The sequence below is a fragment of the Nocardioides baekrokdamisoli genome (assembly GCF_003945325.1).
In the GTDB taxonomy this organism is placed as follows: domain Bacteria; phylum Actinomycetota; class Actinomycetes; order Propionibacteriales; family Nocardioidaceae; genus Nocardioides; species Nocardioides baekrokdamisoli.
This window is the reverse complement of record NZ_AP019307.1, coordinates 2666124-2688674: the sequence shown is the minus strand read 5'-3', so window position 1 is coordinate 2688674 and position 22551 is coordinate 2666124. Positions and strand designations below refer to the sequence as shown.

At 66.6% G+C, this 22551-nt stretch carries 29 protein-coding genes; 7 read left to right on the top strand and 22 right to left on the bottom strand.

Annotation, left to right across the window (positions count from 1 at the left end; genetic code table 11):
* Nucleotides 1-10 precede the first annotated feature (10 nt).
* From argF to KCTC_RS13150, 6 genes are read right to left on the bottom strand one after another with little or no spacing between them, the layout of a single operon-like run.
* The gene (gene argF, locus KCTC_RS13175) at nt 11-946 is read right to left on the bottom strand and encodes an ornithine carbamoyltransferase (RefSeq protein WP_231998743.1); all 936 of its coding nucleotides are present in this window, start codon (nt 944-946) and stop codon (nt 11-13) included.
* Nucleotides 946-2133, bottom strand: a complete 1188-nt coding sequence (locus KCTC_RS13170) for an acetylornithine transaminase (RefSeq protein ID WP_125569683.1) — start codon at nt 2131-2133, stop codon at nt 946-948. Before KCTC_RS13170 ends, argF begins: the two co-directional genes overlap by 1 nt.
* Nucleotides 2130-3044, bottom strand: a complete 915-nt coding sequence (gene argB / locus KCTC_RS13165) for an acetylglutamate kinase (RefSeq protein WP_125569682.1) — start codon at nt 3042-3044, stop codon at nt 2130-2132. Before argB ends, KCTC_RS13170 begins: the two co-directional genes overlap by 4 nt.
* Complete coding sequence (argJ, locus tag KCTC_RS13160; RefSeq protein WP_125569681.1) at nt 3041-4210, bottom strand: bifunctional glutamate N-acetyltransferase/amino-acid acetyltransferase ArgJ; 1170 nt, start codon at nt 4208-4210, stop codon at nt 3041-3043. Before argJ ends, argB begins: the two co-directional genes overlap by 4 nt.
* Nucleotides 4207-5244 (bottom strand): N-acetyl-gamma-glutamyl-phosphate reductase, encoded by a 1038-nt coding sequence (argC, locus tag KCTC_RS13155; RefSeq protein WP_231998742.1) that lies wholly within the window; start codon nt 5242-5244, stop codon nt 4207-4209. Before argC ends, argJ begins: the two co-directional genes overlap by 4 nt.
* Before the next feature lie 36 nt (nt 5245-5280).
* Complete coding sequence (locus KCTC_RS13150) at nt 5281-5805, bottom strand: gamma carbonic anhydrase family protein (protein ID WP_125569679.1); 525 nt, start codon at nt 5803-5805, stop codon at nt 5281-5283.
* A gap of 70 nt (nt 5806-5875) precedes the next feature.
* On the opposite strand from KCTC_RS13150, the gene KCTC_RS13145 reads away from it, so the two are divergent.
* The gene (locus KCTC_RS13145) at nt 5876-6184 is read left to right on the top strand and encodes a hypothetical protein (protein WP_125569678.1); all 309 of its coding nucleotides are present in this window, start codon (nt 5876-5878) and stop codon (nt 6182-6184) included.
* On the opposite strand, the gene pheT is transcribed toward KCTC_RS13145, so the two are convergent.
* From pheT to KCTC_RS13105, 8 genes are all read right to left on the bottom strand, one after another.
* Entirely contained in the window at nt 6181-8655 is a 2475-nt protein-coding gene (gene pheT, locus KCTC_RS13140) for a phenylalanine--tRNA ligase subunit beta (RefSeq protein WP_174233051.1), read from the bottom strand. The genes KCTC_RS13145 and pheT overlap by 4 nt on opposite strands.
* Entirely contained in the window at nt 8652-9749 is a 1098-nt protein-coding gene (pheS, locus tag KCTC_RS13135) for a phenylalanine--tRNA ligase subunit alpha (RefSeq protein WP_125569676.1), read from the bottom strand. The genes pheT and pheS overlap by 4 nt, the downstream gene beginning before the upstream one ends.
* A 111-nt stretch (nt 9750-9860) precedes the next feature.
* Nucleotides 9861-11333 carry an MFS transporter gene (locus tag KCTC_RS13130; protein WP_125569675.1) on the bottom strand — a complete coding sequence of 491 codons (1473 nt, stop codon included), beginning with the start codon at nt 11331-11333 and terminating at the stop codon, nt 9861-9863.
* 32 nt (nt 11334-11365) lie between these two features.
* Nucleotides 11366-12151, bottom strand: coding sequence for a TrmH family RNA methyltransferase (locus tag KCTC_RS13125; protein WP_125569674.1), 786 nt, complete (start codon nt 12149-12151; stop codon nt 11366-11368).
* 5 nt (nt 12152-12156) lie between these two features.
* Entirely contained in the window at nt 12157-12540 is a 384-nt protein-coding gene (gene rplT / locus KCTC_RS13120) for a 50S ribosomal protein L20 (protein WP_125569673.1), read from the bottom strand.
* Between the two features lie 31 nt (nt 12541-12571).
* Nucleotides 12572-12766, bottom strand: a complete 195-nt coding sequence (gene rpmI, locus KCTC_RS13115) for a 50S ribosomal protein L35 (RefSeq protein WP_125569672.1) — start codon at nt 12764-12766, stop codon at nt 12572-12574.
* Between the two features lie 81 nt (nt 12767-12847).
* Entirely contained in the window at nt 12848-13552 is a 705-nt protein-coding gene (gene infC / locus KCTC_RS13110) for a translation initiation factor IF-3 (RefSeq protein ID WP_125569671.1), read from the bottom strand.
* Between the two features lie 258 nt (nt 13553-13810).
* Nucleotides 13811-14284 (bottom strand): SseB family protein, encoded by a 474-nt coding sequence (locus tag KCTC_RS13105; protein WP_125569670.1) that lies wholly within the window; start codon nt 14282-14284, stop codon nt 13811-13813.
* Between the two features lie 14 nt (nt 14285-14298).
* Between KCTC_RS13105 and KCTC_RS14775 the strand changes: the two genes are divergently transcribed.
* Genes KCTC_RS14775 through KCTC_RS13095 form a run of 3 tightly spaced genes read left to right on the top strand, consistent with a single transcriptional unit; the run spans nt 14299 to nt 16170 of the window.
* The gene (locus KCTC_RS14775; protein WP_164512597.1) at nt 14299-14700 is read left to right on the top strand and encodes a hypothetical protein; all 402 of its coding nucleotides are present in this window, start codon (nt 14299-14301) and stop codon (nt 14698-14700) included.
* Nucleotides 14697-15230: an AAA family ATPase gene (locus tag KCTC_RS14770; RefSeq protein WP_164512596.1), complete on the top strand. Its 534-nt coding sequence runs from the start codon at nt 14697-14699 to the stop codon at nt 15228-15230. Before KCTC_RS14775 ends, KCTC_RS14770 begins: the two co-directional genes overlap by 4 nt.
* Before the next feature lie 25 nt (nt 15231-15255).
* A complete protein-coding gene (locus tag KCTC_RS13095) occupies nt 15256-16170 on the top strand; it encodes an aldose 1-epimerase family protein (RefSeq protein ID WP_125569668.1) in 915 nt (304 codons plus the stop codon).
* Here KCTC_RS13095 and KCTC_RS13090 read toward each other — a convergent pair whose 3' ends face one another.
* Genes KCTC_RS13090 through KCTC_RS13080 form a run of 3 tightly spaced genes read right to left on the bottom strand, consistent with a single transcriptional unit; the run spans nt 16171 to nt 17747 of the window.
* Complete coding sequence (locus tag KCTC_RS13090) at nt 16171-16587, bottom strand: PH domain-containing protein (protein WP_231998740.1); 417 nt, start codon at nt 16585-16587, stop codon at nt 16171-16173.
* A gap of 22 nt (nt 16588-16609) precedes the next feature.
* Complete coding sequence (hisG, locus tag KCTC_RS13085; protein WP_125569666.1) at nt 16610-17458, bottom strand: ATP phosphoribosyltransferase; 849 nt, start codon at nt 17456-17458, stop codon at nt 16610-16612.
* Nucleotides 17459-17483: 25 nt separating this feature from the next.
* Nucleotides 17484-17747: a phosphoribosyl-ATP diphosphatase gene (locus KCTC_RS13080; RefSeq protein ID WP_125569665.1), complete on the bottom strand. Its 264-nt coding sequence runs from the start codon at nt 17745-17747 to the stop codon at nt 17484-17486.
* A 322-nt stretch (nt 17748-18069) separates the two neighbouring features.
* On the opposite strand from KCTC_RS13080, the gene KCTC_RS13075 reads away from it, so the two are divergent.
* From KCTC_RS13075 to KCTC_RS13065, 3 genes are all read left to right on the top strand, one after another.
* Entirely contained in the window at nt 18070-18339 is a 270-nt protein-coding gene (locus tag KCTC_RS13075; protein ID WP_125569664.1) for a hypothetical protein, read from the top strand.
* On the top strand, nt 18323-18721 hold the full coding sequence (locus KCTC_RS13070) for a type II toxin-antitoxin system VapC family toxin (protein ID WP_164512595.1): 399 nt from the start codon (nt 18323-18325) through the stop codon (nt 18719-18721). Before KCTC_RS13075 ends, KCTC_RS13070 begins: the two co-directional genes overlap by 17 nt.
* Nucleotides 18722-19008: 287 nt before the next feature.
* Nucleotides 19009-19317 (top strand): helix-turn-helix domain-containing protein, encoded by a 309-nt coding sequence (locus KCTC_RS13065; protein ID WP_125569662.1) that lies wholly within the window; start codon nt 19009-19011, stop codon nt 19315-19317.
* A 29-nt stretch (nt 19318-19346) separates the two neighbouring features.
* Here the strand turns inward: KCTC_RS13065 and hisF are convergent, their stop codons facing one another.
* Genes hisF through hisH form a run of 5 tightly spaced genes read right to left on the bottom strand, consistent with a single transcriptional unit; the run spans nt 19347 to nt 22546 of the window.
* Entirely contained in the window at nt 19347-20117 is a 771-nt protein-coding gene (gene hisF / locus KCTC_RS13060; protein ID WP_125569661.1) for an imidazole glycerol phosphate synthase subunit HisF, read from the bottom strand.
* On the bottom strand, nt 20114-20860 hold the full coding sequence (gene priA, locus KCTC_RS13055) for a bifunctional 1-(5-phosphoribosyl)-5-((5-phosphoribosylamino)methylideneamino)imidazole-4-carboxamide isomerase/phosphoribosylanthranilate isomerase PriA (RefSeq protein WP_125569660.1): 747 nt from the start codon (nt 20858-20860) through the stop codon (nt 20114-20116). The genes hisF and priA overlap by 4 nt, the downstream gene beginning before the upstream one ends.
* Nucleotides 20857-21219 carry a GntR family transcriptional regulator gene (locus KCTC_RS13050; protein WP_125569659.1) on the bottom strand — a complete coding sequence of 121 codons (363 nt, stop codon included), beginning with the start codon at nt 21217-21219 and terminating at the stop codon, nt 20857-20859. The genes priA and KCTC_RS13050 overlap by 4 nt, the downstream gene beginning before the upstream one ends.
* Nucleotides 21220-21223: 4 nt before the next feature.
* Nucleotides 21224-21889 carry a hemerythrin domain-containing protein gene (locus tag KCTC_RS13045; RefSeq protein WP_125569658.1) on the bottom strand — a complete coding sequence of 222 codons (666 nt, stop codon included), beginning with the start codon at nt 21887-21889 and terminating at the stop codon, nt 21224-21226.
* Nucleotides 21890-21901: 12 nt separating this feature from the next.
* Nucleotides 21902-22546 carry an imidazole glycerol phosphate synthase subunit HisH gene (gene hisH, locus KCTC_RS13040; protein WP_125569657.1) on the bottom strand — a complete coding sequence of 215 codons (645 nt, stop codon included), beginning with the start codon at nt 22544-22546 and terminating at the stop codon, nt 21902-21904.
* Between the last annotated feature and the right edge of the window lie 5 nt (nt 22547-22551).

Below are 22551 nucleotides of genomic sequence, written 5' to 3'. Positions count from 1 at the left end.
AGCGCCAACATCAGAGCGCGCCCATCAGGAAGGTCAGGATCGCCTTCTGGGCGTGGCGACGGTTCTCCGCCTCGTCCCACACCACGCTCTGTGGTCCGTCGATGACCTCAGCTGCGATCTCCTTGCCACGGTACGCGGGGAGGCAGTGCATCACGATCGCGTCCGGCTTCGCCTGAGCCACCAGATCAGCGGTCAGCGCGTAGGGCGAGAACAACGCGATCCGCGCCGTGGCTTCGTCCTCCTTGCCCATGCTCACCCACGTGTCAGTGATGAGGATGTCGGCGTCGCGTACTGCCTCGGCAGCATCGGTGCTCACAGCGATCGATCCGTCGGTGTGGGCCGCGATGTGCGCGGCCTTCTTGAGGACGTCGGCGTCAGGGGCGCAGCCCTCGGGGGCTCCGAATCGGACGTGCATACCGGCGGTCGCGCCTGCGAGCGCCCACGAATTGCCCATGTTGCAGGCGGCATCGCCCAGGAATGCCGCCGTCAGCCCCTTCAGCGCACCCTTGCGCTCCTGGATCGTCAGCAGATCAGCCAACAGTTGGCAGGGATGGAACTCATCGGTCAACGCATTGACCACCGGGACTCCGGCATGCTCAGCCATCTGCTCGATCTTGGTTTGCTCGTACGTACGCCAGACGATCGCGCTGGCCTGTCGACCGAGCACCCGGGCCACGTCGGCGACGGACTCACGTACCCCGATGCCCGCGAGACCACCGTCCACCAACATCGGGTGGCCGCCGAGTTCGGCAATGCCGGCTGCAAACGACGACTGCGTACGCAGTGTCGGCTTGTCGTAGATCGTCGCTACGGTCCTGGGGCCGTGCAGAGGGCGATGCTCGAACGGGTTGGCCTTGATCTCCGCAGCCAGTGCGAGGACCTCTGCCTGTTCGGCCGGGGTGAGCTCGTCGTCGCGCAGGAAATGCCGCATGGTCGCTCCTGTCATCACAGTGCTTCTGCAGTGTCGAGAATGGTGGACCACTTTTCAGCGAACTCCGTCACGTCAGCCTCGCTCAGGACGTATGCCGGCGCGAGACGCACACGATTCGGGGTCGCGGCGTTGAGGATGACGCCGTGGTGCTGGGCTGCGGCCACGACCTTGCCGGCGTCGACACTCACGGTCGCGCCGACCAACAGGCCGCGTCCGCTGATCTCGCTGACGCGCGGGTCGGCCGCGAGGGCGTTCGTGAGGGCAGCACCGATCGAGGCGACGTGATCGAGCAGCCCCTGCTCCTCGATGGTGGTGATGACCGCAAGAGCCACCGCGCAAGCAGGCGGGTTGCCGCCGAACGTCGTGCCGTGGTTGCCGGGCTCGAGGAGGCTCGCAGCCCGTCCGATGCCGATGCAGGCGCCGATCGGGAATCCACCTCCCAGACCCTTCGCCAAGGTGATGAGGTCGGGTGTCGCTTCTGCGTTCGCGAACCACGAACCCGTACGTCCTACCCCGGTCTGGATCTCGTCGACCCACATCAGGGCACCATGCGCATCGGCGATCCGTCGCACCTCGGCAAGGAAGCCGGCTGGCGGGACCAACACCCCGCCCTCGCCTTGGATGGGTTCGACGACGATCGCGGCGGTCGACTCGCTCACGGCCGCCTCGAGTGCCGAAACATCGCCGAACGGTACGAACGTCACATCACCCGGCAGCGGCTCGAACGGAGTCCGGTAAGCCTCCTTCGAGGTGACCGCGAGCGCGCCCATCGTGCGGCCGTGGAAGCTGCCCTCCATCGCAACGATGTGGGTACGCCCCGTGCGGCGGGTGATCTTGAACGCCGCCTCGTTCGCTTCGGCGCCGGAGTTGGTGAAGAACACTTTGGTCTCGCCGGCACCGGCGTACGTCTGTGCAACGAGATCCCGCAGCTTCTCCGCCAGCTCGATCTGTGGACGGCTGGCGAAGAAGTTCGAGATGTGGCCGAGCGCGCCGAACTGCTGCGCCACCGCCGCGACCACGGCCGGGTGTGCATGGCCGAGGGCGTTGACGGCGATGCCGCCGAGGAGGTCCAGGTAAGCCTTCCCGTTCTCATCCCAGACGTGCGTGCCGTCACCCTTGGCGAGCACCAACTTCGGAGTCCCGAAGGTGTTCATCAACGCGCCGCTGTATCTCTCGGACGCGCTGAGTCCTTGGCTCGTCATGCGCGCGCCTTCCGAATCTTGGTCTCGACGCCGGGAACGACCTGCGTACCCACACCTTCGTCGGTGAAGATCTCCAGCAGGACGGCATGGGGTTCGCGGCCGTCGACGACCGTCGCCCGAGGCACTCCCCCGACGATGGCTTCCAGGCAGGCCTGCATCTTGGGCACCATGCCGCTCGCGAGGCTCGGCATCAGTTCGGCAAGAGCCTCAGGGCTGATCTCGCCGATGACGTCATCGGAGTCGGGCCAGTCGCGGTACAGGCCTTCGACGTCGGTCAGGACGAGCAACTTCTCCGCCTTGAGCGCGATCGCGAGCGCTGCCGCAGCCGTATCGGCGTTGACGTTGTGAACCACGCCCTGGCGATCCGGCGCGACGCTCGAGATCACCGGGATCCGGCCGGCCTCGATGAGGTCCAGGACGGCGTCGGGGCGTACGGACTCGACCTCGCCGACCAAGCCGAGGTCGACCTCTTCACCGTCGACGATCGTGTTGGTCGCAACCGCAGTGAAGAGGCCTGCGTCCTCGCCGGACAGGCCGACCGCGAGGGGGCCATGCTGGTTGAGCAGACCGACCAACTCGCGCTGGACCTGGCCGACCAGCACCATCCGTACGACGTCCATGGCTTCAGGAGTGGTGACCCGGAGGCCTCCACGGAACTCGGACTTGATGTTCAAGCGGTCCAGCATCTTCGAGATCTGCGGACCACCACCGTGGACGACCACCGGCTTGAAACCAGCCAGGCGCAGGAAGGCGATGTCCTCCGCAAAGGCCACCTTCAAGGTGTCGTCGGTCATCGCGTTGCCGCCGTACTTCACGACGATGATCTGGCTGTGATAGCGCTTCAACCAGGGCAGGGCGTTGGCGAGAACCTGGGCATTCTGTCCAGGGGTCAGGACGGTGTGGTCGCTCATGAGGAGTACGCACTGTTCTCGTGGACGTACGCATGGGTGAGGTCGTTCGTCCACACCGTCGCCCGGGCACTGCCGGACTTGAGGTCGATTGTCACGGTGACCTCGCGAGGCTCGAGATCGATCTGGCTCGGATCCTCCGCCGGCGTCGAGGCTTTGCAGACCCACACGCCGTTCAGCGCGACGTCGAGGTCAGCCGGATCGAACTCCGCGTCGGTCGTGCCAACACTGGCGAGGATCCGGCCCCAGTTCGGGTCCTTGCCGAAGATCGCCGCCTTGAAGAGGTTGCTCCGCGCAACGCTCCGGCCGACCTTCACGGCATCGTCCTCCGACGCTGCGTTGATCGTCTGGATGGAGATCGAATGATCTGCACCCTCCGCATCCTGGAGCAACTGCATCGCGAGGTCACTGCAGACCGAGGTCAGAGCAGCCGTGAACGCCTCCTCCGAAGGCGTCACACCGCTTGCGCCACTGGCCAGCAGAGTCACAGTGTCGTTCGTGGACATGCACCCATCGGAGTCCAACCGATCGAAGCTGACCCTCGTCGCGGTCCTCAGAGCGCGATCGAGGGTCGCGGAATCGACGTCCGCATCCGTGGTGATCACGACCAGCATCGTCGCCAGCGCGGGAGCGAGCATTCCCGCACCCTTGGCCATGCCACCGATCGACCAGCCATCGCCGGTCACGATGACCTGCTTGCTCACGGTGTCGGTCGTCATGATCGCGTGCGCCGCGTCGTCTCCGCCGGTCTCACCGAGCGCCTCTGCGGCCGCGTCGACACCTCTGAGCAGGTCGTCGCGGTTGTTGACCAGGCCGATCAAACCGGTCGAGCAGACGATGACGTCGATCGCACCGATCCCGACCTTCTCGGCGACGCGCTCGGCAGTGGCATGGGTGGTCTGGAAACCCTCTGCGCCGGTGTAGCAGTTCGCCCCGCCGGAGTTCAGTACGACCGCCTTGACGATGCCGTCCTTCACGACCTCCTGGCTCCAGAGCACCGGATTGGCCTTGCAGCGGTTGCTGGTGAACACGGTCGCCGAGGCGAACGACGGTCCCTGGTTCACGACCAGGGCGAGGTCCTTGTTGCCACTGCTCTTGAGACCGGCCGCCACGCCTGCGGCGACGAAGCCCTTGGGACGGGTCACCGCGCCAGTGTGAGAGGTGCTCATGGTGCGAGTCCGATCGTGCTCAGGCCAGTCTGCTCAGGGAAGCCGAGGGCGAGGTTCATGCACTGGACGGCGGCGCCGGCCGTGCCCTTGGTCAGATTGTCGACCGCACCAACGGCGACGAGCTTGTTCGCGGCTTCATCCACGGCAACCTGAAGGTGCACCGCGTTGGATCCGACGACCGACTTGGTCTGTGGCCACTGACCCTGCGGGAGGACGTGGACGAACTGCTCGTCGGCGAAAGCCGCCGCGTACGCCTGCTGCACCTGATCTGCGGTGACGCCCGGCTTCAGGGTGGCGGTGCCGGTGGCAAGGATCCCTCGCGACATCGGGACGAGCATTGGAGTGAATGAGACGGTCACGGGCTCTCCCGCGAGGGCGGAGAGGTTCTGCGTGATCTCGGGGGTGTGCCGGTGCACGCCGCCGACGCCGTACGCACTGGTGTTGCCCATGACCTCGCTGCCGAGCAGGTTCGCCTTCAGTGCCTTCCCGGCGCCACTCGTGCCGCTGGCCGCAACGACCACCACATCTGGCTCGATCAGACCGGCTGCGACGGCGGGAGCCAGGATGAGGCTGCTCACGGTCGGATAACAGCCGGGGACTGCGATCCGGGTCGCGCCCTGCAGCGCAGCCCGGTGGTCGGGCAGCTCTGGAAGCCCGTACGGCCAGCTGCCGGCGTGCTCGGTGCCGTAGAACGTGGTCCACGCCTCGGCGTCCTTGAGCCGGAAATCAGCGCCACAGTCGACGATGACCATCTGCTCCGGCAACTGCTCGGCCAACGCTGCCGACGTGCCGTGGGGCAGAGCGAGGAAGACGACATCGTGCCCGCTCAGTACCTCGACGGTGGTCGGCTCGAGGATCCGATCGGCCAGCGGCAGGAGATGCGGCTGCAGGGCGCCGAGTCGCTCACCTGCGTTGCTGTTGGCCGTGAGGGCACCGATCTCGACCTCGGGATGCGCAAGCAGCAGGCGCAGCAACTCACCACCGGCGTACCCGCTGGCTCCGGCGACTGCGACCCTCGTTCCCGTCATGCGCATAACAATACATGATCATGCATGACCTCGCGCAAGATGTCAGACCTCGCGTACGCCGTTCGCATGCCGCCTAGCGAGGTCGGCGTAGTAGTCGCCGTTGACCTGCACCCAGAATTCGGCCGGCGTCCCGGCAATGGGCTTCTTCACCTGCGCCGGGGCGCCAGCAGCCAGTACGTGATCAGGGATCGAGCCACCCGGCCCGATCATCGAACTCGCCGCCACCATGGTGCCGTCACCGATCACCGAGTCGTCGAGCATGACTGAGTTGTTGGCGAGGATCGACTTCTCCCCCAACCGCTTGCCATGCATCACACAACTGTGAGCGACGGTCGAGTGCGCACCGATCTCGACGACAGCCTCGGGGCCGCCGTGGACCACGGAGTTGTCCTGGATGTTCGCGCCCTCGCGCACGATGATCGTGCAGATGTCGGCGCGCAGCACGACGCCGTACCAGATGCTTGCACCCTTTTCGACGGTGACATCGCCGATCAGCGTGGCCGTCGGGGCGATGAACGCCTCGGGGTGGACCTGGGGACGCTTGCCCTCGAATTCAAACATCGGCATGCTGCGACGCTACAGGTCCGTCCGCCTCAGCGGCCGAGACCTGCCGGCACTGACGAAGGAGCCAGCACCGATGAGCCACAGGCAGTACGCAGTGCCGGCCTCAGGTCGCCTCGTCTACGGGGACCCCATCACGACGGAGCACTCGACCCTCATCCCCGTGTCCCGCGTCCGGGGCGACGGCTCGAGCGCGATCGGGATGTTCGTGGTGCGGGAGAAGGGCACCACCTGGGTGCCGGTCATCGACGCCGATCGCATCGCCACCATCGGCGTGATCACAGGCCTCATCGCTGCCACTCTTGGAAGTCTCGCCGTGCTCCGCAAGCCGCCGTGGCCCGACAACCTCATCCGGATGTCAGCCCCGAAGCGCGCCACCGACTAACGCTGGACCGCGCCGGTCAGTTCAGCAGCCCTGGCAACCGCGGCATCGCGAGCAGCCGCGGTCTCCTCAGCCGTCAGCGTCCGATCTGTTGCACGGAAACGCAGGGCGAAGGCGAGCGACTTCTTGCCCGCGCCGAGCTGCTCGCCGACGTAGGTGTCGAACAGACGCAGGGACTCGAGGAGTTCGCCGGCTCCATCGCGAAGCGCCTCGTCGACGGCGGCCACGGTGATCTCGGTGTCGACCAGCAGGGCGACGTCCTCCTTCGCCACCGGCATGGTGGAGAACTCCGGCGCCCGGACTGCGTCAGGGACGGCGCGGATGAGAGCGTCGAGGTCGATCTCGGCGACGGCCGCACGCGCGGGAAGCCCGAAGTTCCTGCACACGGTCGGGTGGAGTTCCCCGGCGTGGCCGATGACCTTGCCCTCGATCGAGAACTCGGCACAACGGCCCGGGTGCCACGGTGCGTACGCGACTCCTCGGACATCAAGTGCGACGCTCAGGTCAGCAGCGAGGCGGCGTACGACTGCGACCGCATCGCTCCACTCCGCGTCACGACCTGCCCCGTCCCAGCCGTCGCGGACGACTTGCCCCGCGAAGACGACACCCAGGTGCAGGGGCTGCGCCGGCAGCGTCTTCAGAAGGGCATCGAGCTCCTCCGGAGTTGGACGGCGGTCAACCCCGTAGATGGGCGACGGCCCTTGGTGCGCCGGGATCGCGACCGGCGCGGTCTCGAACAGGGCAACACCGTTCGCACCGCGGCCAAGGTTGCGAGCAGCCGCCTTGAGCACACCCGGCAGCAGGGTCGTCGTGTACGACGGGTCCTCACTGGACAACGGGTTGGCAAGTTGAACGACGTCGCGCCGATGGTCGTCAGGGTCGAGTCCGAGCGCGTCGAAAGTCGCCTCCCCCACGAACGGGAAGGCAACGATCTCGCTCAGACCGGCGCCGGCGAGACTCCGACCGATCCGACGCCGCAGCTTCTGTGCCCGAGTCAGGCCGCGTCCGGTGGCGCGTTGCGGCAACACACTCGGCACCGATTCGTACCCGACGATGCGGGCGACTTCCTCGACGAGGTCGTACGGGTCGTTGATGTCCACGCGCCAGGTCGGCGGTGTGGCTGTCACGACGTCGCCGTCGAGTACGACCTCAGCGCCGATCAGGCGGAGGTTTGCGACCGTGGTCCCTGCCGAGATCTCCATGCCGGTGATCCGTGCCGGAAGATCGGCGGCGATGGAGATCGGCTCGCGAGCAGCGGCCGATCCGACCACGGTGAAGCCGGGCTCGGCGGTCGCTCCCCCGAACTCCACCAGCAACTCGACCACGCGGTCGGCGGCAACGCCCGGCAGCAGCGGGTCGACGCCGCGCTCGTTGCGTTTACCGGCCTCGGAGTTGAGCTTGTGGCGGCGCCCGGTGCGGAACATCGACACCGGCTGCCAGTTGGCCGCCTCGACCAGGACACGGGTCGTCGTCCCGGAGATCTCGGTACTGGCTCCGCCCATCACGCCAGCGAGGCCGATCACACCCGAGTCGTCAGCGATGACCAGGTCCTCGACATCAAGCGCACGAAGCGTCCCGTCGAGGGTCTCGAGCTTCTCTCCGGCCCCGGCCCGCCGCACGGCCAGACCGCCGGCGACCTTGTCGGCGTCATAGCCGTGGATCGGCTGGCCGAGCTCGAGCATCACGTAGTTGGTGATGTCGACTGCGAGCGAGATCGAGCGCATGCCCGACTGCTCCAGGCGGCGGCTCATCCAGTCAGGAGTCGGGGCGGACGGGTTGAAGCCGCTGACCAGACGGGCAGCGAAGACAGGGCAGCCGGCGACGTCCTGGACGTCAACGTCCCAGGCCTTGCCGTCGATCTCAGGAACCTCGCGCTCGGCCGGGTCAGTGAAGGGCGCCTCGAAACCGAGGGCCGCCTCGCGGGCGACACCGCGCAGCGAAAGCGCGTACGCGCGGTCGGGGTTGATCTCGAACTCGATGACTTCTTCATCGAGCCCCAGAAGTTCGAAAGCGTCGTCACCGGGCTGGGCGGTGCCCTCAGGCAGAACGATGATGCCCTCGTGCTCGTCGGAGAGGCCGAGCTCCCGGGCCGAGCAGATCATGCCGGCCGAGATGTGGCCGTACGTCTTGCGCTCGGCAATCGCGAATCCACCCGGCAGGACAGCGCCGGGCAGACACACGACGACGAGGTCTCCCGGTCCGAAGTTGTGGGCACCGCAGATGATCCCCTGGGGTGCACCGGTGCCGTTGGCGTCGCCGACGTCGACGGTGCACCAGTTGATGACCTTGCCGTTCTTCTGCGGTTCCGGGTCCTGCGTGAGGACGCGACCGATCACCAGCGGACCGGTGATGTCCGCGGATTCGAGCGCCTCGAGCTTGAGCCCGAGCGCAGTGAGGCGGTCGGTGAGCGCCTCGGTGGTGACCGAGTCGGGCAGGTCGACGTACTCCTTGATCCAGGAGACCGGAGCCTTCACAATTCGCTCCCAAAAGCTGAGGTGAAACGGACGTCGCCCTCGAAGAGGGTGCGCAGGTCGGACAGCCCGGTGCGGAACATCAACGACCGGTCGATGCCCATGCCGAACGCGAAGCCGGTGAACCTCTCGGAGTCGACACCACACGCGCGAAGGACACGGGGATTGACGATGCCGCAGCCACCCCATTCGATCCAGCCCTCACCGCGGCACGTGCGGCAGCTCTCGGGATCGACGCCGCGGCACACGAAACAGACGAGGTCGACCTCGGCACTGGGCTCCGTGAACGGGAAGTACGACGGTCGGAAGCGGGTGGAGATGCCCTCACCGAACATCTGCGATGCGAAGTGGTCCAACGTGCCCTTGAGGTGCGCCATCGACAGACCTTCGTCGATCGCGAGGCCCTCGACCTGATGGAACATCGGGCTGTGCGTCGCGTCGTACTCGTCGGTGCGGAAGACACGGCCGGGACACACGACATAGATCGGTGCCTCGCGGGTGAGCATGGTGCGGGCCTGGACCGGTGACGTGTGCGTACGCAGTACGCGGTGGTCCTCAGCGGGTTCGGTCCAGAACGTGTCCTGCATTGTCCGCGCAGGATGGTCCGGGCCGAGGTTGAGCGCGTCGAAGTTCAGCCATTCCGCCTCGATCAGTGGACCTTCGGCGACCTCCCAGCCCATCGCGACGAAGACATCGGCGATCAACTCTGCACCGGTCGTCAGTGGATGGCGGGCTCCGTACGCGACCCGGTCGGTCGGCAGCGTGACGTCCACGGCCTCGACGACAAGCATCTGCGCCTCGTGCTCGGCCTCGAGCACCTCTTGCCGGGCGGTGAGTGCCTGGTTGACGGCGCCGCGAGCCTGGCCGATCTTCTGACCGGCCTCCTTGCGCGCCTGCGGAGGGAGGGCACCGATCTCGCGGTTTGCCAGAGCCAGCGCCGACCGATCGCCTGCGTGCTCCAGACGTACGGCCTTCAATTCCTCCAGATCGGACGCTGCGGCAATGGCTGCCAGAGCAGCGTCACGGGCCGCCTCGACCTCCTCGGTCTTCAGCGGCGTGACCGCAACCGGGTCGTACTCGGTGTTCGGGCCCGACATGGCGTCCTCTCTGTTGGCCCGCGCCGTGTGCCGCAAGCCGGGTGAAAGTCTAGGAACCCACCCGCCCTCACGGCGAATGGGTTCCCAGACATGGACTCAGACCACCCTGCGTCAGGCGAGGCCCTCTTCAAGTTCCGCCTCTGCAGCCACCGCCATCGGGTTCTGCGGGATAGCCAACACGTGCTCCATCAAGGCCATCACGAGCACGCCACCAATGACGAGCGACACGGCGCCAATCCAGAACGGCGTGACGGCACCCTGGGCCAGGTTGCCCTGGTGGTGGTACGCGTACTTCGTCGCAATGCTGGCGAGAGTCGCCAGGCCGAGTGCGCCACCGATCTGCTGGATCGCCTGCTGAAGCCCTGCGGCGAGCGATGAGTCCTCGCCGGTCACCTCATGCAGCGATGCGTTGCCAATCGCCGGGAAACTCAGCCCGGACCCGAGCGCGAGCAGGATCATCCCGGGCAGGATGTCCGCGGCATAGCTGATCGTGTGCGGGTCGGCAGCGCCGATCCGCGTCGACAACGCCATCCCGACGGCGTCGAGAAGGAACCCAAGCGCGAGCAACCGCTTGACGCCGACCTTGGGCATCAACCCCGTGCCGACGCCGATGCCAAGCCCGATACCGATGCCGAATGGCAGGTAGGACAGCCCCGACTTGATTGATCCCCAGCCCATGTTCTGCTGCTCGACGAGAGTGAGGAGGAAGAAGTACGAGAAGAACGCGGACGAGAAGAACAACGTGACCACATTGGTCACCACACGCGTACGGTTCCGGAAGAACGAGAGCGGGATCAGCGGGTCTGTTGAGATCGCCTCGATGACGACCATGAGCACGACCAGCGCCAGACCACCGACGAGCGGGAACAGGACGCCCTTGTCACCCCACGAGTGATCAGAGGCATGGAGCAGGCCGTAGACAATGGCCAGCAGGCCGGCGGTGCCGGTGATCGCTCCCAGGAAGTCCGGGCGGTGCGCCTTGGCCGACTTGCTCTCGTCGACGAGTCGCGGCACCAACAGGATCGCCACAACCGCGACGGGGACGTTGATGAAGAAGATCCAGCGCCAGTCCAGATGGGTGATGAATCCCGAGATGACGGTGCCGGACGTGCCACCGAGGCCGGCGAGACCACCGAAGATCCCCAGCGCCTTGATGCGCTCTGCAGGATCGGTGAACAGCACCGCGATGATGCCGAGGGACGCGGGGGCAGCGATGGCTTCACCCAGACCCTGCACGAACCGCGAGACGCTCATCATCGAGCCGTGGTGGAAGAACAGGACGTTGTGGGCGCCCCCGCAGACGGCCGACGCGAGACCGAACAGGGCGACCCCGACGATGAACATCGCGCGGCGGCCGATGAGGTCGGACAGCCGGCCACCGAGGAGAAGCAAGCCACCGGCCGCGAGGACGTACGCCTCCACCACCCACGCCAGCCCCGACTCGGACATGTCCAAGGTGGACTTGATGCTCGGCAGCGCCACATTCACGACCGTGACGTCGAGGATGAGCATGAACTGGATCAGGCCGAGGACGGCCAGAGCCTTCCAGCGACGCGGGTCCGCACCGGGGGCGTAAGTAGTCATGACTGCAGTCTTGCAGCGACCACCGACAAAAGTCAGCCCCGCTGTGAACGCGCTGTGGCGTAGAGACAAACAGCTGCTGCGGTCGAGAGATTGAGGCTCTCGGCCCGACCGAAGATCGGGATCGACACGACGTGATCGGACGCGTCGCGCAGCGTCTGAGGAAGTCCCCACGCCTCGTTGCCGAACAACCACGCGGTGGGGCGCCGCAGCAGGTCGTCCGCGGAGAAGAGATCCTCGCCGTCCATGTCTGCAGCGAGCACCTGCAGGCCGGAGGCCCTTGCCGCAGCGATCGCGGACTCGACATCTCGCTCGATCGCGATCGGGAGGTTGAAAGCGGAGCCCACGCTCGCGCGAATCGTCTTGGGGTTGTAGAGATCGACGGCGTCGCCGGCGAGGATCACGGCGTCGGCACCAGCCGCGTCGGCGCAACGGATCACCGTGCCGGCGTTGCCGGGATCGCGTACGTCCGCACAGATCGCAATCAGGCGCGGACCAGGCGTGTCGTCCGCAATTCGTGCGGTCGGAATGTCGAAGAACCGGCAGACGGCCACCAGACCGGCCGGCGAGACCGAGTCGGACAGGCCTTCGATCGCCCGTGGTTCCACAATGGCGACCTCAGCAGAACCGAGGATCTGGGCGTACTGCTCAGCGGCAGCCTCGGTGGCGAAGATCTCCTCCACCAGTGCTGAGGCGAGCGCACCCTCGACGGCCTTCGGGCCGTCGGCAAGGAAAAGCCGCCGCTCGGTGCGTACCGAGCGGCGGCTCAATTTCCGAGCCTCCTTCACACGAGCGTTGCCCGCCGAAAGAGGTGCAGTCATCTGAATCAGACAGCAGCCGGAGCGTTGACGTCCTCCGGAAGGGCGGCCCGGGCGACCTCGACGAGCGCGTTGAACGCAGCCACGTCGTTGACGGCAAGCTCGGCCAGGATCTTGCGGTCGACCTCGACACCCGCGAGGCCGAGGCCCTGGATGAAGCGGTTGTAGGTCATACCCTGCGCGCGGGACGCAGCGTTGATGCGCTGGATCCAGAGCTTGCGGAAGTTGCCCTTGTTCTTGCGACGGTCGTTGTAGCTGTAGACCAGCGAGTGGGTGACCTGCTCCTTGGCCTTGCGGTACAGGCGCGAGCGCTGGCCGCGGTAACCCGAGGCCCGCTCGAGGGTGGTACGACGCTTCTTCTGGGCGTTTACTGCGCGCTTTACACGTGCCATTTCAGTGCTCCTTCTAGTCCGTGAAAGCGGGTCAGAGACCCAGCATCTTCTTTGCGCGGGGGACGTCGCTCTTCGCGACCTCAACGGTGCCGGTCAGGCGACGGGTGACCTTCGAGGCCTTCTTCTCAAGGTTGTGGCGCTTGCCAGCCTTCTCGCGAAGGATCTTCCCCGAGCCCGTCACCTTGAAGCGCTTCTTCGCGCCCGAGTGCGTCTTGTTCTTCGGCATCTGTCTCTCTCTTCTCTCACCTAGTACGAATCTCGCCGGCTCGCGCCGCGAGGAAAACTCGAACTCCGCTGTCGCGGAGATTCAGGCCTCGATCTCCGGATCGAGGTTCTCGGAGCGGCCACGCTCCTTCTTCTGCGCAACAGGGCCCGTGACGGCGGCCTTCGTGGCGGCCAACTCAGCGGCAACCTCGGCAGCCTTGGCGGCCGCGGCTTCTTCCTTGGCGGCCTTGACCTCAACCATGGCGGCGGCCTTCTTCTTGCTCGGGCCGATCACCATGACCATGTTGCGGCCGTCCTGCTTCGGCGTGGACTCGACGAAGCCGAGCTCGCCGATGTCCTCGGCCAACTTCTGCAGGAGGCGGAAACCGAGCTCCGGACGGTGCTGCTCACGACCGCGGAACATGATGGTGATCTTGACCTTGTCGCCGCCCTTGAGGAAGCGCTCGACGTGGCCCTTCTTCGTCTCGTAGTCGTGCGAGTCGATCTTCGGACGAAGCTTCATCTCCTTGATGATGACGTTCGTCTGGTTGCGACGAGCCTCGCGCTCCTTCTGAGCGTTCTCGTACTTGAACTTGCCGTAGTCCATGAGCTTGCAGACCGGCGGCTTGCCCATGGGCGCAATCTCGACGAGGTCGAGGTCGGCCTCCTGCGCGAGGCGCAGCGCATCACCCGTCGGGACGATGCCGACGGTTTCACCATTGGGACCAACGAGGCGGACCTCGGGAACCCGGATCCGGTCGTTGATACGAAGCTCAGTGCTGATATTTCCTCCAGCTGGTTGCGGCAAACACGATGTGATTCAAAAACGAAAAAGACTTCCGCGACGCAAGCGGAAGCCTTCGGCCGAGGTGCACGCGTACGCACATCTCAACTGCAGGACCGAACCCGACGACCGCTGGTCGATGCGGGTGGGAGTTCTGCAACGCTTTTTCAAACGTCGTGATCCCCGCTTGTGATCGCACTGGTCACCCAGATTGATCGGTCAAGCGACAAGCGTACGCGCGCCCGGCCATTGAGTCACATCCCCGTGGGCGGGGACATGAGGTCAAACCGCCGCCAGGCGCAGGATGTTCCCCTCGATGGCGAACGGGACCGGACCGGCGACATCGATGACCAGGGCATCCGCGCCCTCCTGGATCGCAGACCTCGCCGCGTCCCGGGTCCACACCGGCACTGGGCGAGCGTCAGCACGCCAGCGCTGCAACGCGTCCGTGCCCGTGAATGCCAGGAGTGCCTTGCGGCCGTCCGCACCGGTCAGCAGCACGGTGGCCATGTCACTGGTCTTGTCGTGGGCGAGGCCGCGCTCGTCGTATTCGACCTCACCCAGGACGGCAACAACGGGAACCAACAGCCGTGCCGAGAACAGTGGCCCCAGGGCCTTCTCGTAGTCGCCGCCGGCAGCGAACTCGGCCAACGCAGCGCTCACGTCTGCCGAGGCCGTGCCGTCGTCACCCGGGAAGTCGGAGCGCAGGATGCGCTTCTCAGCCGACTCAGATGCTGCCGGGGGTTGCTCGGTCATTGTTGAATGGTCCCATGGACAACGCAGCGTGGGGCGCCCTGGCCCTGGCCCTCACCACCCTGATCGGCGTGGTGACCTGGAGCAGGGCGCGTACGCGTGGGCCTCGGACGCTGGTGCGCGGCGCCGGGGTCGCGTTGCTCCCGATCGCGGCGTACCTGACGCACACGCTCAGGCTGATCGGCCGCATCTCCTCGGCGATCGCCGACTGGGCGACCGGCTTCGTGTTCTCCCCCGTGGTCTGGGTCGGGATCGTCGTCGGCGCCGTTGGCGGCCTGATGATCTTCGGCGCAAGATGGCTGCCGGGCCAGGCAAAGGCCGTCACGGGCGCCCAAGAGCCGAAGGGTGTGGCGGCGACCGGATCCTCGTCGGAGGACGACGAACTCACTGCGCTGCTCCGCAAGCACGGGATCTCGTGACGCCTCCGCAGGTCGTTGACCTGCTGCTGGCCGCGCCGGTGCGCTGCGGCACCACCCGGCTGCTCTGCATCGACGGACCGGCTGGCTCGGGGAAGACCACGCTCGCCAACGCGGTCGCCGCGGAACTCGACGCGACGGTGCTGCACATGGACGACCTGTACGCCGGCTGGAGCGGCCTCGAGGCGGGCGTGAAGCAGGCGTCGCGAATCGCCGAGGCGGTGGCGCTCCGGCGGCCCGTGACGTACGCACCGTGGAACTGGCATCGCTCGGACAGGGACTACGCGATCGACGTCGCACCAAGCCCGACCCTGATCATCGAGGGGGTCGGCTCAGGAGCCGGCCCGCTCAGGGATCGAGCCTCCCTGCTGGTCTGGATGGATGCCGACGAGGACGTACGCCAGCAGCGGGCGCTCGCGCGCGACGGCGACTCCTTCGCACCGCACTGGACGATGTGGGCCGACCAGGAACGCGTCCACTTCCTGCGCGAACGCACCCGCGAGCGAGCCGACCTGGTGCTCGAGACTGGCTGACCGCTCCGCTGAATAGGCTTGCCTCATGCTCGCCCCCAGCGGAGAACAGTTCCGGATCGCATCTCACGGGTACGAGGCGGTGATCACCGAGTCGGGCGCCGCCCTGCGAACGCTCACCTTTGAAGGCCGCGACCTGGTCGATGGTTTTGACGAAGACGCGATGTCGTCGGGTGGTCGTGGGCAACTCCTCATGCCCTGGCCGAACCGGATCCGGGACGGGCGGTACTCATTCGACGGGGCGGCTCATCAACTCGCGCTGACCGAACCTGCGCGGCGCAACGCCTCCCATGGGTTGGCACGCTGGGCCGCCTGGACGCTGGCGGAGCACGATGAGGCCCGCGTGACGCTCACGTACCGCGTGATGGCGCAGACCGGCTACCCATGGACGCTCGAGCTCGCCGTGAGCTACTCGGTGGGCCGCTTCGGGCTGTCGGTCGTGCAATCGGCGCAGAACTTCTCGGACACTGCTGCGCCGTACGCTCAGGGCGCCCATCCGTACATCACCGTGGGCTCGGGTCCGATCGACAACTGGACGCTCCAACTGCCCGCCGCCACGCGACTCCTCACCGACGACGAGCGGCTGCTGCCGGTCGGGCGCGAGCACGTCGAGGGCACCACGTACGACTTCCGCGCGCCGCGAACTGTCGGCGACGTGTACTTCAACCACTGCTTCGCCGGGCTGCGCCGAGGGGAAGATCCCGATGTCCCGGACCATGCGACGGTCCGAGTCAGCGATGGCACCCACACCACCGGTCTCTGGGTGGACGAGACCTGGCCGTGGTTGCTGCTCTACAGCGGAGACGACACTGCTGCCCCGCGCCGCTCGCTGGCGGTGGAGCCGATGAGCGCGCCAGTGGATGCGTTCAGCTCGGGCGAGGACCTGATCCGACTGGAACCCGGCGAGACCCACAGCGGGGTCTGGGGAATATTCGCCGAATGATCAGGCGCTCGGGGCGGAATGCGCCTCGAGAAGAGCACGCAACTGGCGCACCTGCGCCCGCGCGTGATCGCCGTCGGAGCTCTGGATGCCCATCGCCGGGCACGTCGAGCCGTCGACCAGGTCAAGGGTGACCCACGGAGCCCCGGAGGGAAGACGAACCGCGACGACCTGCGCCCAGACGAAGGCGCGCTTGCGGTACCCGTTCACCACGATGAGCCCGGCCTGCGTCGCGGTGACCCTGGAGCGGACCAGGGCGTACAGGACGGCCACGATGAGGCCACCGATGCCGATCAGCGTCGCGATCTGGAGTGCGGTGAACTCGGATCGCGTCTTGGCCGTGAAGCCGGCGAACCAGATGAACACCGAGAACGCGAGCAACGCGACGACCACGATGATCCCGACGATCCGCGGGCCCATCGGGCGAAAGGTGCGGGGCAGGTCAGAGTCGGCAGGCATGGATGTCCGTGAGCAGGATCGCCCGGGCTCCGATCGCGTACAGCTCGTCCATGAGCTTCTGGGCGCCGTTGCGAGGGACCATGGCGCGTACGGCGAACCAGCCGTCGCGCTGCAGCGGCGCCACGGTCGGCGACTCCATCCCCGGGGTGAGCGCGACGGCGGCTGCCATCGCGGATTCCGGGACGTCGTAGTCCATCATCACGTACGACCGGGCCACCAGGACGCCGTCGATGCGCCGCCGGAAGGTGTCGAAGCCCTCGGGCGCCGGAGCGCCGGCGCGGGTGATCACGACGGCTTCGGACTCGAGGATGACGTCCCCGAAGACCTCCAAGCCGGCCTGGCGCAGCGTCGTCCCCGTCTCGACGACGTCGGCGATGATGTCCGCGACACCGAGCTGGATGGACGACTCGACGGCACCGTCGAGGTGTGTCACGGTCGCGTCGATCCCGCGCTCGGCCAGGAATCGCTTGACCACGCCCGTGTACGAGGTGGCGATGCGCTTGCCGGAGAGCTCGCTCAGGTCGCTGTGCGCCCCGGCCACACCGGCGAAGCGGAACTTCGAGCGACCGAAGCCGAGCTGCATGGCCTCGTCGGCGTGTGCGCCGCTGTCCTGCAGGAGGTCGCGGCCGGTGATGCCGATGTCAAGGGTGCCCTCGCCGACGTACAACGCGATGTCGCGGGGGCGCAGGTAGAAGAACTCGATGCCGTGCTCAGCATCGATGAGGGTCAGTTGCTTGCTGTCGCCACGCTGTCGGTAGCCAGCCTCGGTCAGGATCTGCTGGGTGGCTTCGGACAGCGCGCCCTTGTTGGGGATCGCGATGCGGAGGTTCATGGAGTCACGTTTCTGGAGGGCGCCGTCAGAGGTGGGCGTAGACGTCGTCAAGGGTGATGCCGGTGGCGATCATGAGTACCTGAGCGTGGTAGATCAGCTGGCTCAGCTCGAGAGCGGCGGCTTCCTTGCCCTCATGCTCCGCGGCCATCCAGCTCTCGGCGGCCTCCTCCACCAGCTTCTTGCCGATCTGATGGACGCCGGCGTCCAGGGCCTTCACGGTGCCGCTGCCCTCAGGGCGGGTCTCCGCCTTGTGGTTCAGCTCGGTCCAGAGCTCCTCGAACGTCTTCACGGGGGCTAAGCGTACGGCGTTGGGGACGGTCCACTCACCTCGATATCACCGACGGTCCTGCCTGCGCAGCACGCGGCTCGACCTACTGGTGGTCGAAGGCTTCCGCGGAGCGGTACCGCATCGTGGCGTCCTCAGCTGCGAGGACGGCCGCACGTACTGATTCCACGGTGAGGTCGGTGCGGTGAGGGCACTGAGGTGCGGAGCGACAGGTCCAGCATCCTGGAGGCGTTGCCAAGTCCGACCAGTACGTCGCGTACAGCGTCGGCCTGGTAGTCGGTCAAAGTGAACTTCATCGCGTACGCCAGCATGCTAGCGTCATGCCATGAGCATGCTGCAGGTCAAGAACCTTCCGGCCGAGCTCCATGAAAAGCTGGCGGAGCGGGCGCGGAGTGAGCACACCACCATGTCTGCCTTGGTGATTGCCATGCTGGATCGGGAGTTGAACGAGCATCCGACGACCGCGTGGATCGCGAAGGTCAGGGCGAGGACCGACAACCTTCCCTCGATCCCCCGAGAAGCCATCGATCGCGCGCTGGCCGAGGCCAAGGCCGATCTCTTCCATGACGAGCGGTTCGATGGCCCTCGTCCTTGACGCCAGTTCGATCGTCAATTCGATACTCCCCAACGACCGCCAGGCCGCAGCACGGACGGCGATGGGCGGGCAGTCCCTGATCGTCCCGGAGTTGGCGGTCAGCGAGGCTCTGAGCAGCCTGGCCCGACTTGAGCGGACAGGCGAGTTGTCGTCAGCGGACGCCGACCTGTGCGTGGCCGACCTGTCGTCGATGCCGTTGATCATGCTCAACGACCAAGATCTGAGTGCCGGCGCCTGGGCGATGCGGCGCTTCCTCCGCATCACGGATGCGTTGTACGTCGCAGCAGCGATCGAGAACCAATGTCCGTTGCTGACCGCGGATCGCAGGCTCGCGCGCGCGGTACGCGCCCAGGTGACAGACGTGTCTGTCATAGAGATCTGACTCCCCCACCCCCGAGGCGGAAGTTGCTGAGGTACGGCTCGTACAGCCGGACAGGCTTGACGTGGTCCGGCAGTTCGGCACGCACCACCTGGAAGGCGCGCTCGTCGTCACTGACGATGAACGCCACTCATCGAAGAACCGGACTCAGAAATGTCCGTGGTCGCGCCTAGCGTGGCCGTCAACGAGTTGGAGCACCCTCAGCCACCGGCCCTATACATGCGACCTTGGCCCGACATATCGGGCCGCCAATTTCTGCGCCGGCAATGAGGGTTTCAAGGTGCCCGCCGTTGAACACGAAACCCGACTTCGCCGTGTTGGCGAGCCAGTTCGGCGAGAAGATGCGGCACCGCGCACACGACCTGAAGCTGACCCAACGTGACGTGATCGAACTGACGGGCATCAGCAGGAGTTATCTCCAGTCGCTGTGGAATGGACGCGGCAGCAATCGGGAACCCGACGGCACCTTCAAACCACCAAACCCGACCATGGACGTGATCTGGCGGATCTCCGTGGCTCTCGAGGTCGACAAGGGGTACCTCACCGATACCGACCGCGGGATCGGGGACTTCCAAGTCGTCCCTCGCCCACGCCGTTAGCGCCTACGCAGAACCCCGTACCGCGCAACTCAACGGACCGGCAGCCCGTGCGTACGCATCGCGGCCTTGACCTCGCTGATGCGCAACGTCCCGAAGTGGAACACCGTCGCCGCCAGCACCGCGTCCGCGCCCGCCTCAACCGCTGGCACGAAATGCTCGACCGCTCCAGCGCCACCAGAGGCAATCACAGGAACACTCACGGTGCTGCGGACCAGCCGGATCAGTTCGGTGTCGAAGCCGTCGCAGGTGCCGTCGGCATCCATCGAGTTGAGCAGGATCTCGCCGGCCCCGAGGTCGGCAGCACGCGCGATCCACTCGATCGCGTCGATCCCGGTGCCCTCGCGACCACCGTGCGTAGTCACCTCGAAGCCGGAATCGGTCCGGGTCTCCCCCTGGACGCGGCGTACGTCTGCCGACAGCACCAGCACCTGATTGCCGAAGCGATCGGCGATCTCGCTGATCAGCTCCGGTCGCCGGATGGCAGCGGTGTTCACGCCGATCTTGTCAGCGCCCGCTCGGAGGAGCCGGTCGACGTCCTCGACCGACTTGATCCCGCCTCCGACCGTCAACGGGATGAAGACCTCTTCGGCCACCTTCGACACGATCTCCATCGTGGTCGTACGAGCCTCAACGGAGGCGGAGATGTCGAGGAAGGTCAGTTCGTCCGCGCCCTCGGCGTCGTACGCCTTGGCCAACTCGACCGGGTCCCCGGCGTCGCGGAGATCCTTGAAGTTGATGCCCTTGACCACACGGCCCCCGTCGACGTCCAGGCACGGGATCACCCGGACGGCGAGGCTCATGCTCGACCCTGGGCGGAGGGCAGTGTGAGCGCGAGCGCATCCTCAAGAGTGAACTGGCCGGTGTAGAGCGCGGTGCCGGCGATGGCACCCTCCACACCGATCTCGACCAGACCCATCAGAGCGCGGATGTCATCAAGCGTGGTCACGCCGCCGGACGCGACCACAGGCGCCTTCGTACGCGAGCAGACGTCGCGGAGCAGATCGAGGTTCGGGCCCTGCAGCATGCCGTCCTTGTTGACGTCGGTGACCACGTAACGAGCACAGCCCTCCGAATCGAGGCGAGCCAGGGTCTCGTACAGGTCACCGCCGTCGCGGGTCCAGCCACGCGCGGCGAGCGTGGTACCGCGCACGTCCAGCCCGATCGCAACCCGGTCCCCCCAGGTGGCGATCGCCTTGCGGCACCATTCCGGGTTCTCCAGTGCAGCGGTACCGATGTTGACCCGACGGCAGCCGGTCGCCATCGCCGCCTCGAGCGACTCGTCATCACGAATGCCACCGCTCATCTCGACCTTGATGTCGAGGGCGCCGACGATCTGCGCCTGCAGTTCGCGGTTGTTGCCGTGCCCGAAGGCCGCGTCCAGATCGACGAGGTGAAGCCACTCGGCCCCGGCCTCCTGCCACCGCAGCGCGGCTTCGATCGGATCCCCGAAGACCTTCTCCGAACCATCAACCCCCTGGACGAGCTGGACGGCCTGGCCGTTCTTGATGTCGACGGCGGGCAGCAGCTCGAGGTAGTTGCTCATGGCGCTGATGTTATTCCGAGCGCGTGGCGTACCTGAGCCAGCATCTCGGTCTCGGACAGGCCCAGGGCACGCGCCTTGCGTACGTACTCATGAGCCGCGACAGCCGCATCCCGGTCACGTGTCTCGCCCGTGACGAAGGTGCCAGCCCGGCCACGGGTCTCGATCGCGCCGCGCATTTCGAGTTCGCGGTATGCCTTCGCGACCGTGTTGACGGCGAGGCCCAGCTCGGCGGCGAGAGCGCGTACGGTCGGTAGCTTCTCCCCTGCCTGCAGGGTGCCGTTCGCTGCCCCGTCGACGACCTGGCGCACGATCTGCTCGTAGGCCGGGACGCTGCTGGCCGGATCGATCACGAACCGCATGCCTTCACCTCCACACCGGCGCGACGGTGCGGTGGTACGCCCGCCCGAAGACGTTGCTGGCCGCCCAGAGCAGCGCGGCCGGGAAGTGCCGCCGCAATGCCGCGTGGACGACCGGATCGGAACCGTCCTGCAACCAGGCCATCATCCCGCCGGCGGTGAACGGGCTGACCTTCGCCATCTCCCGCTCCACCACCTTCCACGCGGGCGTACCCCAGTGCGGCTCGAGGACCGGCATCACGTCGCGTTCCTCGTGGACCAGATGCTCCTCGGCGACCTTGACAGCAAACTCCAACTGCGCCCGGAGAGCGATCAGGTGAGCGGTCGTCGGCTGTGCCTCCAACTCGCGAAACGCCTCGCTGAGACGACCGCACGCGATCGCCATCCGCTGGTGCTCGGCCTCCATCTGATCGGTCAGGTCCCGCGGTACCAGGTCTCGCTCGAGAACGAACGGCCAGACCAATCGGTCCTCGGTGATGTGGTGGTGATGCAGCTCGCCCCAGATGAAGTCCCACGCCTCACGCAGCGCGTGTACGCGGGCAGTGTCGCCGACCTCCAGGGCCGCGGTGGCCGCCCGCAGCCGCTCGAAATCACGCCGCAGGGCGGCATGGATCACGTCGTTCATGTTGAGGTACGACGCGTCCGCCAGGTAGGGCAACGCGATCTCGTCCACGATCGGCTCCGCTCAGGCGCTTTTCAGCGAGGACACCCAGGTCCGGAGCAAGTGTGCCCCGGCATCGCCGGACTTCTCCGGGTGGAACTGGGTCGCCACGAGCGGCCCGTTCTCGACTGCGGCCACGAACCGGTCGCCGCCGTGCTCGGCCCAGGTGACCTTGGGCGCCTCGGTGCGACCGTCGGTCTGCAGCAGCCATTCACGCACGCCATAGGAGTGCACGAAATAGAACCGCTCGTCCTCGACGCCTGCGAAGAGCGTGGATCCTTCGGCGACATCGACGGTGTTCCACCCCATGTGCGGCACCACCGGTGCATGCAACTTCTCCACGACGCCCGGCCACTCGCCGCAGCCTTCGGTGGTCACGCCGTGCTCGACGCCGGTCTCGAACATGATCTGGAAGCCGACGCAGATGCCCAGCACCGGCCGACCGCCGGAAAGACGGCGCCCAATGATGCGTTCACCGCGGATGGCACGTAGGCCGCGCATGCACGCCTCGTACGCCCCGACGCCCGGCACCACCAGACCGTCAGCGGCCATGGCCGCGTCCATGTCGCTGGTCAACTCCACCGTCGCCCCGGCGCGCTCGAACGCCCGGACAGCCGACCGCAGGTTGCCCGAGCCGTAGTCGAGGACGACGACGTTTGGTTTCGACAAGCTCA

Coding starts and splice junctions, on each gene's coding strand:
- argF (WP_231998743.1), bottom strand. CDS start 946: ATGACAGGAGCGACCATGCGGCATTTCCTGCGCGACGACGAGCTCACC.
- KCTC_RS13170 (WP_125569683.1), bottom strand. CDS start 2,133: ATGACGAGCCAAGGACTCAGCGCGTCCGAGAGATACAGCGGCGCGTTG.
- argB (WP_125569682.1), bottom strand. CDS start 3,044: ATGAGCGACCACACCGTCCTGACCCCTGGACAGAATGCCCAGGTTCTC.
- argJ (WP_125569681.1), bottom strand. CDS start 4,210: ATGAGCACCTCTCACACTGGCGCGGTGACCCGTCCCAAGGGCTTCGTC.
- argC (WP_231998742.1), bottom strand. CDS start 5,244: ATGCGCATGACGGGAACGAGGGTCGCAGTCGCCGGAGCCAGCGGGTAC.
- KCTC_RS13150 (WP_125569679.1), bottom strand. CDS start 5,805: ATGCCGATGTTTGAATTCGAGGGCAAGCGTCCCCAGGTCCACCCCGAG.
- KCTC_RS13145 (WP_125569678.1), top strand. CDS start 5,876: ATGAGCCACAGGCAGTACGCAGTGCCGGCCTCAGGTCGCCTCGTCTAC.
- pheS (WP_125569676.1), bottom strand. CDS start 9,749: ATGTCGGGCCCGAACACCGAGTACGACCCGGTTGCGGTCACGCCGCTG.
- KCTC_RS13130 (WP_125569675.1), bottom strand. CDS start 11,333: ATGACTACTTACGCCCCCGGTGCGGACCCGCGTCGCTGGAAGGCTCTG.
- KCTC_RS13125 (WP_125569674.1), bottom strand. CDS start 12,151: ATGACTGCACCTCTTTCGGCGGGCAACGCTCGTGTGAAGGAGGCTCGG.
- rplT (WP_125569673.1), bottom strand. CDS start 12,540: ATGGCACGTGTAAAGCGCGCAGTAAACGCCCAGAAGAAGCGTCGTACC.
- rpmI (WP_125569672.1), bottom strand. CDS start 12,766: ATGCCGAAGAACAAGACGCACTCGGGCGCGAAGAAGCGCTTCAAGGTG.
- KCTC_RS13105 (WP_125569670.1), bottom strand. CDS start 14,284: ATGACCGAGCAACCCCCGGCAGCATCTGAGTCGGCTGAGAAGCGCATC.
- KCTC_RS14775 (WP_164512597.1), top strand. CDS start 14,299: ATGGACAACGCAGCGTGGGGCGCCCTGGCCCTGGCCCTCACCACCCTG.
- KCTC_RS13095 (WP_125569668.1), top strand. CDS start 15,256: ATGCTCGCCCCCAGCGGAGAACAGTTCCGGATCGCATCTCACGGGTAC.
- KCTC_RS13090 (WP_231998740.1), bottom strand. CDS start 16,587: ATGGGCCCGCGGATCGTCGGGATCATCGTGGTCGTCGCGTTGCTCGCG.
- hisG (WP_125569666.1), bottom strand. CDS start 17,458: ATGAACCTCCGCATCGCGATCCCCAACAAGGGCGCGCTGTCCGAAGCC.
- KCTC_RS13075 (WP_125569664.1), top strand. CDS start 18,070: ATGAGCATGCTGCAGGTCAAGAACCTTCCGGCCGAGCTCCATGAAAAG.
- KCTC_RS13070 (WP_164512595.1), top strand. CDS start 18,323: ATGGCCCTCGTCCTTGACGCCAGTTCGATCGTCAATTCGATACTCCCC.
- hisF (WP_125569661.1), bottom strand. CDS start 20,117: ATGAGCCTCGCCGTCCGGGTGATCCCGTGCCTGGACGTCGACGGGGGC.
- priA (WP_125569660.1), bottom strand. CDS start 20,860: ATGAGCAACTACCTCGAGCTGCTGCCCGCCGTCGACATCAAGAACGGC.
- KCTC_RS13050 (WP_125569659.1), bottom strand. CDS start 21,219: ATGCGGTTCGTGATCGATCCGGCCAGCAGCGTCCCGGCCTACGAGCAG.